This window comes from Paenibacillus sp. FSL P4-0081 (genome assembly GCF_000758565.1).
Lineage (GTDB): Bacteria > Bacillota > Bacilli > Paenibacillales > Paenibacillaceae > Paenibacillus_AQ > Paenibacillus_AQ phytohabitans.
Genome location: NZ_CP009280.1, coordinates 4686841 through 4700614, shown reverse-complemented (window position 1 = coordinate 4700614; position 13774 = coordinate 4686841). Strand labels below are relative to the sequence as shown.

Annotated in this window: 13 protein-coding genes; all 13 read left to right on the top strand. The window is 50.6% G+C overall.

Annotated features, from left to right (window positions below):
• The 13 genes from P40081_RS19930 to glnA all read left to right on the top strand — a co-directional run bounded on the left by P40081_RS19930 (nt 1) and on the right by glnA (nt 13486).
• Nucleotides 1-786, top strand: coding sequence for a class I SAM-dependent methyltransferase (locus P40081_RS19930; protein ID WP_042137908.1), 786 nt, complete (start codon nt 1-3; stop codon nt 784-786).
• Nucleotides 770-1726, top strand: coding sequence for a tRNA (adenosine(37)-N6)-dimethylallyltransferase MiaA (miaA, locus tag P40081_RS19925; protein ID WP_042137906.1), 957 nt, complete (start codon nt 770-772; stop codon nt 1724-1726). The genes P40081_RS19930 and miaA overlap by 17 nt, the downstream gene beginning before the upstream one ends.
• Nucleotides 1727-2312: 586 nt before the next feature.
• Nucleotides 2313-2552 carry an RNA chaperone Hfq gene (gene hfq / locus P40081_RS19920; RefSeq protein WP_039299258.1) on the top strand — a complete coding sequence of 80 codons (240 nt, stop codon included), beginning with the start codon at nt 2313-2315 and terminating at the stop codon, nt 2550-2552.
• 139 nt (nt 2553-2691) lie between these two features.
• A complete protein-coding gene (locus P40081_RS19915) occupies nt 2692-5349 on the top strand; it encodes a PBP1A family penicillin-binding protein (protein ID WP_042137904.1) in 2658 nt (885 codons plus the stop codon).
• Between the two features lie 178 nt (nt 5350-5527).
• Entirely contained in the window at nt 5528-6082 is a 555-nt protein-coding gene (locus P40081_RS19910) for a ribonuclease FAU-1 family protein (RefSeq protein ID WP_039299253.1), read from the top strand.
• A gap of 2 nt (nt 6083-6084) precedes the next feature.
• Nucleotides 6085-6741 (top strand): YdcF family protein, encoded by a 657-nt coding sequence (locus P40081_RS19905; protein WP_042137901.1) that lies wholly within the window; start codon nt 6085-6087, stop codon nt 6739-6741.
• Nucleotides 6742-6831: 90 nt separating this feature from the next.
• Entirely contained in the window at nt 6832-7803 is a 972-nt protein-coding gene (locus P40081_RS19900; protein ID WP_042137900.1) for an AAA family ATPase, read from the top strand.
• A 35-nt stretch (nt 7804-7838) separates the two neighbouring features.
• Complete coding sequence (gene hflX / locus P40081_RS19895; protein WP_039299242.1) at nt 7839-9128, top strand: GTPase HflX; 1290 nt, start codon at nt 7839-7841, stop codon at nt 9126-9128.
• Between the two features lie 172 nt (nt 9129-9300).
• Nucleotides 9301-10554, top strand: coding sequence for a methionine gamma-lyase family protein (locus tag P40081_RS19890; RefSeq protein ID WP_042137898.1), 1254 nt, complete (start codon nt 9301-9303; stop codon nt 10552-10554).
• 349 nt (nt 10555-10903) lie between these two features.
• Nucleotides 10904-11164 (top strand): AAA family ATPase, encoded by a 261-nt coding sequence (locus P40081_RS39790; protein WP_269323102.1) that lies wholly within the window; start codon nt 10904-10906, stop codon nt 11162-11164.
• On the top strand, nt 11161-11439 hold the full coding sequence (locus P40081_RS39785; RefSeq protein WP_269323101.1) for a P-loop nucleotide/nucleoside kinase family protein: 279 nt from the start codon (nt 11161-11163) through the stop codon (nt 11437-11439). Before P40081_RS39790 ends, P40081_RS39785 begins: the two co-directional genes overlap by 4 nt.
• Before the next feature lie 278 nt (nt 11440-11717).
• Entirely contained in the window at nt 11718-12128 is a 411-nt protein-coding gene (locus P40081_RS19880; RefSeq protein WP_019910684.1) for a MerR family transcriptional regulator, read from the top strand.
• A gap of 29 nt (nt 12129-12157) precedes the next feature.
• Nucleotides 12158-13486 carry a type I glutamate--ammonia ligase gene (gene glnA, locus P40081_RS19875; protein WP_039299225.1) on the top strand — a complete coding sequence of 443 codons (1329 nt, stop codon included), beginning with the start codon at nt 12158-12160 and terminating at the stop codon, nt 13484-13486.
• The last annotated feature ends 288 nt before the right edge of the window (nt 13487-13774 follow it).

Here is a 13774-nt window from a genome sequence, read left to right as displayed (position 1 = left end):
ATGATTATAACCACGGGCTTTAACCCGATACCGGAAATTGTAGACCGGGCCAGGACTCTGGCTGAGCGCACCGGTTGTCTCTATGCGCCCCGTGCCAAGTTATCCATGGCGAAGCTTGTGGATCAATATGGGGACGAGCAGGTCCTGGTCGTTCTGCAGGAGGCGGTCCGGCTGATAACGCCGGAGATGCCGCCTATGGAGTTCCATCCCAGCATGGGGTTTGTCCGTGCGAAACGGATCATTAGAGGCGAATCAGACCCCCTGATTGATGCAGCGGGCATGCTGCCCGGCGACAGTGTGCTGGATTGTACGGCAGGTCTCGGGGGAGACTCGCTGCTGTTTGCCGTCACCGGAGGTGAGCATTCCCGGGTTACGGCGCTGGAGAGCTCCCTGCCGCTGTATGCGCTGCTGCTGGAAGGGATGAGCCAATATGTTTCAGGCCAGATTAAGGTGAATGAAGCCCTGCGACGCATCAATGTCCAGCGGGGTGATCATCTGGAGTATTTGAAGGCTCAGCCGGACAACAGTGTCGATATTGTTTATTTCGACCCCATGTTCCGGGTACCGCTGACGGATTCGGCGGCGATCTCCCCGCTGCGTAAGTTCGCTAATCCCGCCGCATTGTCGGCGGAGAGTGTGGCTGAGGCGGTCAGGGTTGCACGCAAGACCGTTGTGCTGAAAGAGAAGGCGCTGAGCGGGGAGTTTGCCCGCCTGGGCTTCACGGAGCTGCTGAGAGCAAGCGCCAAAACATCGTACGGGGTGATCACCATTGACAACAGAGACTAAACGCAAGGTACTCGTGCTGCTCGGTCCGACCGCCGTAGGGAAGACCAGGCTGAGTCTGGAGCTGGCCGGGGCTTTCGGTGCCGAGATTATATCCGGGGATTCCATGCAGGTCTACCGTGGTATGGATATCGGCACGGCGAAGATCACCGAAGCTGAGATGAAGGGGATTCCCCATCATCTGATTGATATTCATGATCCGCTTGATGCCTATTCCACCGCAGAATTTCAGGAGCAGGGTACCCGGCTCATCGAAGAGATCAGCAGCAGGGGCAGGCTGCCTTTTATTGTCGGCGGGACGGGACTGTATATTGAGTCCCTGTGCTACGGATTCCGCTTCTCCGAGGCGGTGGCGGATGAGGCCTTCCGCAGCGAGCAGGATGCTTACGCTGAAGAGCATGGGGCGGAAGCGCTGCATGCCCGGCTGGCGGCGGTAGATCCGGCCAGTGCGGAACGGCTGCATCCCAATGACCGGAGAAGAATTATCCGCGCGCTGGAAATCTATCATCAGACTAACATTCCGCTTTCCGATTCTCTTTCAGGGCAAAAGAAGGAGTCCCCTTATGAGTTGTGCCTCATAGGGCTGACTATGGACCGTAAAATACTATATAAACGTATTGAAGAACGGATTGATCAGATGCTGGCGGAAGGACTTGTGGCTGAAGTTCAGGGACTGCTTGAGCGCGGCTACAGCAGAAGCCTTGTATCTATGCAGGGACTGGGCTACAAAGAGATTGCCGCCTATCTGGAGGGAGAGACAACGCTTGAGGAAGCTGTGATCCTGCTGAAGCGCGATACCCGCCGTTTTGCCAAAAGACAGTTATCCTGGTTTCGCCACATGAAGGAAATTCAATGGATCGACGTGGAGGAGAGTCCGGACTATAATGAGATTTTCGCAATAATTCAGCATAAAATTGCGCAAACCTTTGCAAATTCAATATAACTATTGAGGTTATACCCATTAAATCCATTCGTTGCTGCACGAACATTGTAGGATGCTTCCAAAGCGTATTCGCGCTTTACCGAAGCATCTTTTTACATCCCGCTTCATGCCTCTTTTTGCCGAATGTACTGATAACCGGGGGGACCAAATGTTAAAAGCTCGATCAGAGCAGCTGCCCAGAGTGACTATGCGGAAGCTTCCCGCGTCACTGCTGATTCAGAGGATATTGTTGTGCGGGATAAACCTGTTGAAGCGGGGCCGCAGCCGATGCTGGAGCTATTGAGATTGACCGGAAGGGCTCCGAAGATTTAATATGTAGTGGAGGGAACCATAAATATAACCATTTCAACTAAAGGGGATTGGGAGAAAAAACAACTGAAAAATCAGGGTTTATCTTTTATTAACTTTCAAAGGGTTTTATAAATGAGCTGATTTCATCCATGTGTTAACGTTTTACATACCATATCTCAGCCTGTTTTATTACATTGCTGTGCTTGCAGAATACATGGTATAATAGCAGGAAAGTTTCTCTAAGGTGTTGAATATACTTACGAACAATCTAATTGAACCATTGGGGGTACGTCATATGAACAAGTCCATTAACATCCAAGATACGTTCTTGAACCAGCTGCGCAAAGAGAATATCCCTGCTACAGTATATTTGACTAACGGTTTCCAAATCCGGGGAATTATCAAAGCCTTCGACAACTTTACGATTGTCATCGACAGCGACGGGCGCCAGCAGATGGTGTACAAGCATGCGATTTCCACGTTTACACCACAGCGCAGCGTATCGCTGATGCAGGACAATAATAACGAGATTTAAGATTTTACAGCCTTGAAGCGAAACCTTTTTGTTTATCAATCGTTTGAATAGAGAGTGCGAGAGAGCAACCTGTGAAGGTTGTTCTTTTCATTCGTGACCATAATTCATGATTTTTCCGCTAAGGGAGTCAGGAGGCAACATGTCCAGAGACCAACTAACCAGGAATGGCGGCAATAGAAACAGAGGTAGCAGTACGCCGAATTCCAAAGGGAAACCAAAGAAAAAGAAGAAATTTCTAACCAAGAAACGTGTATTGTGGAGTTTGTTTTTTGCAACGGCACTGGCGATTTTTTGTGCGCTGGGCGGCTATTTGTTCATTATGCTGAACGGGCAGAAGCTGCTGGAGGAGAACCAGGGTAAATTGACGGTGAATCCGCCGACGCAGATTTTTGACCGGAATGCGAATCTGATCGGAGAGCTCGCCCTGGAGAAAAGTGATCCGGTGGAATACGAGGATCTTCCCAAGATGCTGATCACCGCTTTTGTAGCTACCGAGGATAAAAGGTTCTTCGATCACAAAGGTGTGGATTTCTGGTCCATCGGACGGGCGGCGGTGAAGGATATTGCAGCACGCAGCATGGTTGAAGGCGGAAGCACCATCACCCAGCAGCTCGCGAAGAATATCTTCCTGACCCGGGATAAGACCTTCTTCCGCAAAGCGACAGAGGTTTCGATTGCTGTTGCGCTGGAGAATAAGCATACCAAAGAAGAAATTATCACGATGTATTTGAACCGGATACCTTTTGGGGGAACCATTTACGGCATTAAGGCCGCCTCTATCCGTTATTTCGGTGAGAGTAATTTGAACAAGCTGGAGCTGTGGCAAATCGCTACGCTGGCTGCCATGCCGAAGGGGCCTTCCCGCTATAATCCGCTGCGTAATCCGGAGCTGTCCAAGGAACGCCGTGCGGTTGTGCTGCAGCTTATGTATGATCAGAAGGCGATCACGAAGGAACAGATGGATGAAGCTAAGGCTGTTGATTATAACTATACACCTCCTGAGAGCAGCAAGCAGCGCTACCAGGCATTCATTGATTATGCTATCGACGAGGCTGAGGATAAATTCGGGCTTACCGAAGATGATCTGAATATCGGCGGTTACAAGATTTATACAACGATGGATAAGCATGCCCAGGAGACCATTGAGGATGCTTTTGCCGACAGTGATAATTTCGAGAAAAGCGTGGACGATGAGCTGGTACAGGGTTCGATGACGATCATCAACCAGGAGAACGGCAGTATTGTGGCGCTGATGGGCGGTCGCAATTATGAGAAAAAAGGCTACAGCCGCGTTGACGGCAGCCGGCGTTCTCCGGGTTCAGCGTTCAAACCGCTGGTTGCGTACGCACCAGCACTGGAATCCGGCAAATTCACGAATGATTCGAGACTGAGCAATGAGAAGCAGTGCTTCGGCAAATATTGCCCGAACAATCTGCATGGCTATTCGACAACGATCAGCATGGCGGATGCCTTGACGAAATCAGAGAATATTCCGGCGGTATGGCTGCTGAATGAGATCGGTGTGAACACCGGCTTCCAGTTCGCCAAGAAGCTTGGCATCAATCTGAAGGATGAAGACAAGAACCTGTCGCTTGCCCTCGGCGGGATGAGTGAAGGGACCAATACACTGGAGATGGCCCAGGCCTACAGCGCATTTGCCAATGGCGGAGAGCTGCGGGATGCCTACTCCATTAAGTCGATTGCCGACAGCGATGACAAGACGGTCTACAAGGCCAATACCACCGCTGAACGGGTGATGAGTGAGGACACGGCTTATCAGATGACTGAGATGATGCAGAAGGTCGTACAGGATGGCACGGGTAAAAAAGCGAGAATTAACCGTCCGGTAGCCGGTAAGACAGGAACCACCCAGAGCGGCTACGAAGGAATCAGCTCTAACCGCGATGTCTGGTTCGTCGGCTATACACCGGAATGGACAGCAGCCGTCTGGATGGGCTATGACAAGCCGAGCAAGAAACATCTGCTCAAGAACAGCAGTCCGCTCGCGGCAGCATTCTGGGGCAAGGTCATGGAGGAAGCGCTGGAAGGCGTTCCTGCCAAATCGTTCCCGGTTCCCAAAGGCTCGGCAGAGGTTGAAGCTACACCGACACCTGAGGCGACTCCGGTTGTAACCGGTCTGCAGGCGGCTTATGATGCCTCGACCATGACGGTCAACCTGAGCTGGAATCCGGTTGAAGCTGCAGGTGTGGACTACCGCATATACCGCCGGGAAACCTCAGAAGCAGATTTTACTCAGCTCCTTAACACGAGCACTGCTAGTGTCGGTGATATAAGTGCGATGCCGGGACTGTCTTATGAATATTATGTAAGAGCTTATTATCCGGAGCTTGATGTGGAAAGTGAGCCTTCGGATATCGTAACGGTGTCCGTGCAGGATGAACTGCAAACGCCGGAACCTGAACCAACACTCGATCCGAACCTGCCTACGGATGACACTGGCAACGGCGGCAACCCCGGAAACGGCGGTATTCCGGGTGATGACGGCTCCGGCAACAACGGAAATGGTAACGGAAATGGTAATGGTAACGGAAACGGAAATGGTAACGGAAACGGAAATGGTAACGGTAACGGCAACGGCAATGGAGGCAGCGGCAATAACGGCGGAACAGTAACACCTCCGCCTGAAATAACACCGCCTCCAGTGCAAAGCACACCGCTGCCTACGCCGGCTCCGGAAGCAACCGCGACTACTGGCGAACCTGTAACGGATCCCGCTACAGATCCGGGCAGCGATCCGAATGCCGGTTTTGTAGAAGGTGTTAATACTACGCAGTAGATAGCAGTAGTTTAATAAAATTCATGGAACCATTTGACCCCGGCAGCCCGGGGAGCTCTGCATGTTGCAGAATTCCCGGCTGCCGGGGTTTTCTGGTGACTGGGATCACAGTGATATTTTGAGTGTCTAAGCGAAATGTGTTAAGCTGAAGGCACCATTATCTGAGAGGGTTATTCATATGAAACGTAAATTCGGAGACCGGGCCAACTGGCGCCGGATTACGCGCCGCCATTTTGCCTGCCGCTATGTGGAAACCCGGGAATTCAGCGGTTACATTACACTGTATACCATTTACGGGTTGAAGGAGCCGCTGTGGAAGAGCTATGGCAGGCATACATACCGCATTGCGGACAAAGGGTATTCATGGCTGCAGTATTTTCCCAAAGACAGCCACTATATTGTGACGGCCATGTTTGACGAACGGCAGAATATTGTACAATGGTATATCGACACCTGCAAGGTTCAGGGAGTAACAGACCAAGGGGTTCCCTGGTTTGATGATTTGTACCTGGATGTTGTGGTGCTGTGGAACGGTGAAGTGTTCTTGCTGGATGAGGATGAGCTGGAGGAAGCGCTGGAACGGGATGATATTACAGACAGTGACTATAATTTAGCCTGGTCTACAGCGAATACGATACTGCGCAGTATCGATGCTCATGCCTTCCCTTATTTCTCCCTTTCACTGAAGCACCGTGCCGAATTGTTTCATCACGGAGAGTTCAGGAGGAAATAATAATGGAATGGTATGTCTATCAAAGAGGATCATCTCCCATTCGCAGAGTCACCCGGAAGCGCCACTACCGTATGAAGCGCATATTGTGGGCTGCACTGATACTGATTATCGTTGCCGGACTGATCTGGTGCGCTGTGGCATTTAACAGAATTAACAGTGCAGAAACAACCGCGCCTATGGTGAAAGCGGATGCAGGTGTAATTCTGGGCATGTCGATGTGGGGGGATGAACCCAGTCCGGGTCTGAGGGAGCGGCTGGATTATGCGCTTGAGCTCTATCGTTCAGGAGTATTCACCCATTTTGTGGTTTCCGGAGGTCTGGATCACCCCGATTACAAGTATACTGAAGCCGAAGGAATGAAGAGGTATCTGGCGGCACATGGTGTTCCGGAGGATGTGATCTATCTGGAGAATCAGTCTACCAGCACCTATGAGAATCTTCTGTTCAGTAAGGCTGTCATGCAGCAGGAGGGCTTGTCTTCTGCGGTTATCATTACGCATGATTTCCATGGCCGCCGTGCGCTGGAGATTGCACGTGAGCTTAAGTTCACGAACCCGGAGCTTGGGGTTACGGAGTCTGAGGTCATGTCGATGTTCAAGTACAAGACACGCGAAATTCTGGCCTATACCAAATGGAAAATGCAGCAGTTATCTTTATAAATCTGCTAATTTCGGAAACTGCTAATAACACCCCCTGTACCGGAATAGACTGTTTAGAGCAAGTCAGCCCTGTATAATGAGGTGAACAAGGTGAACGGACATGTAGCGGCGGCAAGTGGACGGGATGAAGGAAGACCGTCACGGCAGATCAATATTGTGCTGAGGAATCAGGATCCGGCGCCGGTGGCCAGCTCACCCGCAGACAGTGCCAGCGGACCGGCCCCCTCCAAAAATCACAGTCACAGCGGACTGTTCCAGGAACTCAGCCGGGAACTGGACGCGTTAGTAGGTCTGGATAATATCAAAGAGCTAGTTTTTGAGATATATGCCCTGCTGCAGGTAGCGCAGATGCGCAGTGAAGCCGGACTCGCCAGCGGGGGCCAGGCCTATCATATGGTCTTCAAGGGAAATCCCGGCACAGGCAAAACAACCGTAGCACGTATTGTTGCGAAGCTGTTCCAGCGGATGGGTGTGCTCAGCAAAGGCCATCTCATTGAAGTGGAACGGGCCGATCTGGTGGGCGAATACATCGGGCATACTGCACAGAAGACGCGGGATCTGGTGAAAAAGGCGTTGGGCGGCATTCTTTTTATCGATGAGGCCTATAGTCTGGCCCGTGGGGGAGATAAGGATTTCGGCAAGGAGGCCATCGACACACTGGTGAAATCCATGGAGGATCACCGGAGCCAATTTGTGCTGATTCTGGCCGGTTATTCCGGAGAAATCGACTATTTTCTGATGAGCAACCCCGGTCTGCCCTCACGGTTTCCGATTCAGGTGGAATTTCCTGACTATACGATTGACCAGCTGCTGCAGATTGCCGAGCTAATGGCCAAAGAACGCGATTATATTCTGATGCCGCAGGCCATACTCAAACTTAAGCAGGCTTTACTGCTTGAAAAAACAGAAAGTCTGCATGCCTTCAGCAACGCAAGGTACGTGCGCAACAGTATTGAGAAGGCGGTGCGCTCGCAGGCGGTACGGCTGCTGAATCAGTATGAAAGCACAAGTCCCGGCAAGCAGGAGCTGATGACCCTGCGGACGGAGGATTTCAAATTGTAAGATATGAATGCATACAGATAAGGAGCACTTAATTAATGGCAATCACCACACATGATACCCAAACAGATGTTCAGGACCGGGCAATACTCGTCAGTCTGGTCACGGACAAAATCAAACGCACGGGCATTGATCCCGAGCTTTCACTCCAGGAGCTGGTCCAGCTGGCTGAAACGGCCGGAGTGGAGGTGCTCGATGTCATCCGGCAGAACAAGGAAACCCCGGATTCCAAATGGTTCATCGGTAAGGGAAAGGTAGAAGAGCTGCGGATGGCGGCTGACGGACTGGGTGCCAATACGGCGATCTTCGACCAGGAGCTGTCCGGAGCACAGGTACGGAATCTGGAGGAGTCTCTGGATCTGAAGATTATTGACCGGACCCAGCTGATCCTTGATATTTTTGCCGGCCGGGCAAAAACCCGGGAAGGCATCATTCAGGTAGAGCTGGCGCAGCTCTCCTATCTGCTTCCGCGACTGTCCGGACATGGCAAGAATCTGTCGCGGCTCGGCGGCGGGATTGGTACGAGAGGACCAGGGGAGAGCAAGCTGGAGACCGACCGCCGTCATATCCGCGACCGGATTACCGAGCTGAAACGCCAGCTTGATGAGGTCGTCAAGACACGTGAGCTGCACCGTGAACGCCGCCGTAAGAGCGGCGCTGTACAGGTGGCACTTGTTGGCTATACCAACGCCGGCAAATCCACGCTGCTGAAGCAGCTTACAGATGCGGATGTCTATATTGAGAACCAGCTGTTTGCGACCCTCGACCCGACTTCACGCGTGCTCCAGCTACCTGGGGGTAAAGAAGTTGTCCTTACAGATACTGTAGGGTTCATTCAGAACCTGCCGCATGATCTGGTAGCCTCCTTCCGTGCTACACTGGAGGAAGTGAATGAAGCGAATCTGGTGCTGCATGTGGTCGATTCCTCTTCGCCGATGCGTGAAGAGCAGATGGATGTTGTCCAGTCGATTCTGCAGGATCTGGGAGCCGCAGGAAAGCCTCAGATCGTCTTGTTCAACAAAACCGATCTGTGCCAGCCGGAGCAGCTGGAAATGCTTCCTACAGGTCCGGGCTTCCTGAAGATCAGTGCTTTTAATCAGGATGACCTGACCAGGATTACGGAGATTATCAGCGATGAACTGGCCGGGGACACCCTGATCTTCCGGATTCCCGGGGACCGGGGAGACCTGTCATCACTGCTCTACCGGGTTGGAGAAGTACTTGAGCAGAATTATGACGGGAATGACGTACTCTATAATGTTCGTCTGAATAAAGAGGATTACGATAAATGGAGCTACAAGCTTGCTGAGTTTATCGAACCGCAATAAGTGCAAGATAGGTACAGGCATTACAAGTCCCCGCACAGCCTCAGTTCTGCTTCGTATCATTCGGGGCAGGCGCTGCTGTGCGGGGTTTCTCGCTGAAACGCACACCGTTCCTCTTGGAATCGCGTGTTCAGCTTTGACAAGTAAAAGTAGGGTAAGGAGAGATTGAGGGGAAATGGCAGTATTTGCAGAGGATCTATTACAGGCAGCGGAAGCTGCAGAGCTTGAAATTGAAGTTGCCGTTAAGCGGCTGGATAAAATTGTAGATCATAATCAGTGGAAGGTCATTGAAGCCTTTCAGCGCCAGCATGTCAGTGATTTTCATTTTGCCGGGTCTACGGGATATGCCTACAATGACCGGGGGCGTGAGGTACTGGATCTGGTCTATGCTGAAGTATTCGGCGCCGAGGCGGCGCTCGTACGCCCGCATTTCGCTTCTGGCACTCATACGATATCTACGGCGCTCTTTGGTGTGCTTCGTCCCGGAGACGAGCTTCTATACATTACAGGACGCCCCTACGATACACTGCATAAGGTAGTTGGCAAGGCCGGCGACGGGACAGGCTCTCTGGCGGACTTTGGCATCGGCTACCGCGAGACTGCACTGACGGCTGACGGTAAAATTGACTGGGACGAGGTTGCAATAGCGGTAAACGATAAAACTAAGGTCATAGGAATCCAGCGTTCCCGCGGTTATGATTGGCGTTCTTCCTTCACTGTTGCTGAGATTGGTGAGATGGTAGCGAAGGTAAAAGCGCTAAAGCCTGATGTAATTGTATTCGTAGACAACTGCTACGGAGAGTTCACCGAGACTCTGGAGCCCCCTCAGGTTGGCGCTGACCTCGTTGCCGGTTCATTGATTAAGAATCCTGGCGGCGGAATTGCCGAGACAGGCGGGTATATCTGCGGCCGGGCAGATCTGGTGGAATTGGCCGCATACCGCTTGACTGCTCCCGGGATAGGCGGAGAAGTCGGTGCCATGCTGGGGACGACGCGCGGACTGTATCAGGGGCTCTTCATGGCTCCGCATACCGTAGGGCAGGCTGTGAAGGGCAGTATTTTCGCTTCCGCTGTATTCCAGCGCTGCGGGTTTACGACCAAGCCTGCCTGGGATGAGCCGCGGACGGATCTGATCCAGGCAGTAGCTTTTGACGGACCTGAGCATCTGATTGCTTTCGTGCAGGGAATTCAGCGTGCAGCGGCAGTAGACAGCCACGTTGTTCCCGAGCCATGGGATATGCCTGGTTATGAGCATCCGGTCATTATGGCGGCAGGGACGTTCATTCAGGGCGGCAGTCTGGAGTTATCTGCGGATGCGCCGATCCGGGCACCGTATATCGGGTATATGCAGGGCGGATTAACTTATTCCCATGTAAAGTACGGGGTACTAATGGCCCTGCAAAGCATGAGAGAGCGCAATTTACTTTAATTAATTGTGAACTTACATTGACCGGACACTCAGCAGATGGCTGTCCGGTTATTTGCATTGGTGGATTGAATTAGAATTTCTCAAATTTGTCTACTTTCATAGAAGCCACTTCGCCGCATCTTTTGCAAATTGTCAATGTAAGCTTCGAACCAAAAGAAAAGTAGTTATTTACAGGCCTTACATTAGCGTAGCCCTCCAGTTTTCCTTCAGCAAAAGTGTTATTTCCGCAAGCTTTACAAATGAGATTATTCTGGTTCATAGAAGTCACCCCGTAGTAGTTTTATACTATATCTACGTAGTTTAAGGAGAAGCGTTCCCCTATGCTCAAAGTGAAGAGGAGATGAAGTCAATGCTGAATGAAGCGGCAGCGATAGAATATTTAACGCAACAAAACAATGTGAGCGAAGCTCCCGTTATAGTGATGATGTGCGGTGTGGCTGGCTCGGGGAAAACAACCTTTGCGCTGAAGCTGGAGAAAGCGGGATTCGTCCGGCTCTCGATCGATGAGGATATTTGGAGTACACATGGCCGTTTTGGTGTAGATTATCCGGAGCAGGCTTATGAATCCTTTAAGGAACAATCGGAAATCAGGCTGCGGGGGAACTGGTGAAGCTGATTCAGGCGAAGCGTCATGTCGTTATCGATTTCAGCTTTTGGCAGCGGCAGAAGCGGAATGAATATAAACAACTGATTGAGCGTTATGGAGGCGTATGGGCACTGATCCATTTAAAAGTCCATCCGGACGAATTGCGCCGGAGGCTTCAGATCCGGAGCGGGCGTTTTGATGCTAATGCCGCTTTTCCAATCACGGAAGAGATCCTGACCCGTTTTTTGAGCGGATTTGAGACCCCAGCAGGAGAAGGGGAGCTGGTGATTGAAGGTTAGCCAGTCACATTTTCTTTTGAATAAGGAGTTTCTGAAAAGTTGGAGTCGTGCATGATGCGCGTTTGAGCGAAACTGTTTTCCAGTACGGAACTTTTGCTTGAGGATTGATCTATGTGATATACTGCGGGAAGCCAGGTCCCATGTAGCTGACACTTTGTTCACTTAATCTCTCATTGGCTTAAAGAAATCTTGTGAGAAAAACTCACATACCATTGACACGCCATATAAGGAAATGTACAATGAGATGAGAAAAAGATCATTGGAAGGTTGGATGAGTCATGGGTGATGAAATCCGCAGAAATATGGCATTATTCCCTATAGGAATCGTAATGAAGTTAACCGATCTATCTGCCAGACAAATTCGTTATTATGAACAGCACAGTCTGATCGTACCCGCGCGCACATCCGGCAACCAGCGTTTGTTCTCCTTTAATGATGTTGAACGTCTGCTAGAGATCAAGGCATTGATTGAGAAGGGTGTTAATATTGCCGGCATTAAGCAGGTGATGAATCCTGTCTCGAAGGAATCCGAAGAAGCTACAGTCATTACCCCTGATACAGAGGTTCGGCGTAGAGAGTTATCCGATTCACAGCTTCACCGTCTGCTTAAGCAGGAACTGGTTTCCGGTAAAAGACCGGGACAAGTGTCTCTAATCCAAGGCGAGCTATCCCGGTTTTTTAATAAATAACATAGAGATTTTGAAAGGGAGAGGGTAAAGTGAGCTTTTCTAAAGAGGATATTCTGCGTATTGCCAAGGACGAGAACGTCCGGTTTATTCGCCTGCAATTTACCGATCTGCTCGGAACAATCAAAAATGTGGAAATTCCCGTAAGTCAGCTGGAAAAGGCACTCGACAACAAAATGATGTTCGACGGTTCCTCCATCGAAGGTTATGTCCGGATCGAAGAATCCGATATGTACCTGTATCCGGATCTTAGCACTTGGGTGATTTTCCCTTGGGTGACGGATAGTCGTGTTGCACGTCTGATTTGTGATGTGTATATGCCAGACGGAACACCGTTTGCCGGAGATCCGCGCGGTATCCTCAAACGTTGTCTGCTCGAAGCTGAAGAAATGGGCTTTACTGCTATGAACGTTGGACCTGAACCTGAATTCTTCCTGTTCAGAACAGATGAGAAGGGTAACCCGACCACTGAACTGAACGATCAGGGCGGATATTTCGATTTGGCGCCGATGGATCTTGGGGAGAACTGCCGCCGCGAAATCGTACTGACGCTTGAAGAAATGGGCTTTGAAGTGGAAGCCTCCCACCATGAAGTGGCTTCCGGCCAGCATGAAATTGACTTCAAATACGCCGATGCTATCAAGGCAGCGGACCAGATTCAAACCTTCAAACTTGTCGTGAAGACGGTAGCCCGTCAGCACGGCCTGCATGCTACTTTTATGCCTAAGCCGCTATTTGGTATGAACGGATCCGGTATGCACGCACACCAATCCTTGTTCAAAGGCAACGAGAACATGTTTTATGACGAAAGTGACACACTGGGTCTGAGTAAAACAGCCCGTTATTACATGGCAGGGATTCTGAAGCACGCACGTGCTTTTGCTGCGATCACTAACCCGACTGTCAACTCATACAAACGTCTGGTGCCTGGTTATGAAGCTCCTTGCTACGTGGCTTGGTCTGCGAGCAACCGCAGCCCGATGATCCGTATTCCCGCTTCCAGAGGGCTCAGTACACGCGTTGAAGTCCGTAACCCGGACCCGGCAGCTAACCCTTACCTTGCACTTGCTGTAATGTTGAAGGCAGGTCTGGATGGAATCAAACGCCAGCTTGATCTTCCGGCTCCAATCGACCGTAACATCTATGTGATGTCTGAGGAAGAGCGGATTGAAGAAGGCATCCCAAGCTTGCCGTCCGATCTGAAGGAAGCCCTCAACGAAATGATCCGCAGCCATGTTATTACCGAAGCTCTGGGTGAACATGCGCTGGCCCACTTCTACGAACTTAAAGAAATTGAATGGGATATTTACCGGACCCAGGTTCACGAATGGGAAAGAGATCAGTACATGACGCTTTACTAGGATACAGCAGCCCTTGGCGCTCTAAGCGCTGGGGGCTTTTTTGTTTGTGGGCGTGAGGGTGGTGGGGGTTGCTTAAATTAATGGTGGTGCCCACAAAATGCCCACAAATAAATAGTGGGAATTATTCGAGGATAGATTTCATGTAGCTGTTTGCAGAGTGGTTGTAAACGAAATGACATTATATATCAAAAATAGTAATATTTCGGCATTTTAAATTATCAATAAATTACATATTTGTGATAAAGAATGGATTCTAATGAACCATGGAAAATAAACATATAAAAGGAT

Bases quoted from the DNA above. Each gene is read 5' to 3' on its own strand.
- P40081_RS19930 (WP_042137908.1), top strand. From the start codon at position 1: ATGATTATAACCACGGGCTTTAACCCGATACCGGAAATTGTAGACCGG.
- hfq (WP_039299258.1), top strand. From the start codon at position 2,313: ATGAACAAGTCCATTAACATCCAAGATACGTTCTTGAACCAGCTGCGC.
- P40081_RS19915 (WP_042137904.1), top strand. From the start codon at position 2,692: ATGTCCAGAGACCAACTAACCAGGAATGGCGGCAATAGAAACAGAGGT.
- P40081_RS19910 (WP_039299253.1), top strand. From the start codon at position 5,528: ATGAAACGTAAATTCGGAGACCGGGCCAACTGGCGCCGGATTACGCGC.
- P40081_RS19905 (WP_042137901.1), top strand. From the start codon at position 6,085: ATGGAATGGTATGTCTATCAAAGAGGATCATCTCCCATTCGCAGAGTC.
- hflX (WP_039299242.1), top strand. From the start codon at position 7,839: ATGGCAATCACCACACATGATACCCAAACAGATGTTCAGGACCGGGCA.
- P40081_RS19890 (WP_042137898.1), top strand. From the start codon at position 9,301: ATGGCAGTATTTGCAGAGGATCTATTACAGGCAGCGGAAGCTGCAGAG.
- P40081_RS39790 (WP_269323102.1), top strand. From the start codon at position 10,904: ATGCTGAATGAAGCGGCAGCGATAGAATATTTAACGCAACAAAACAAT.
- P40081_RS19880 (WP_019910684.1), top strand. From the start codon at position 11,718: ATGGGTGATGAAATCCGCAGAAATATGGCATTATTCCCTATAGGAATC.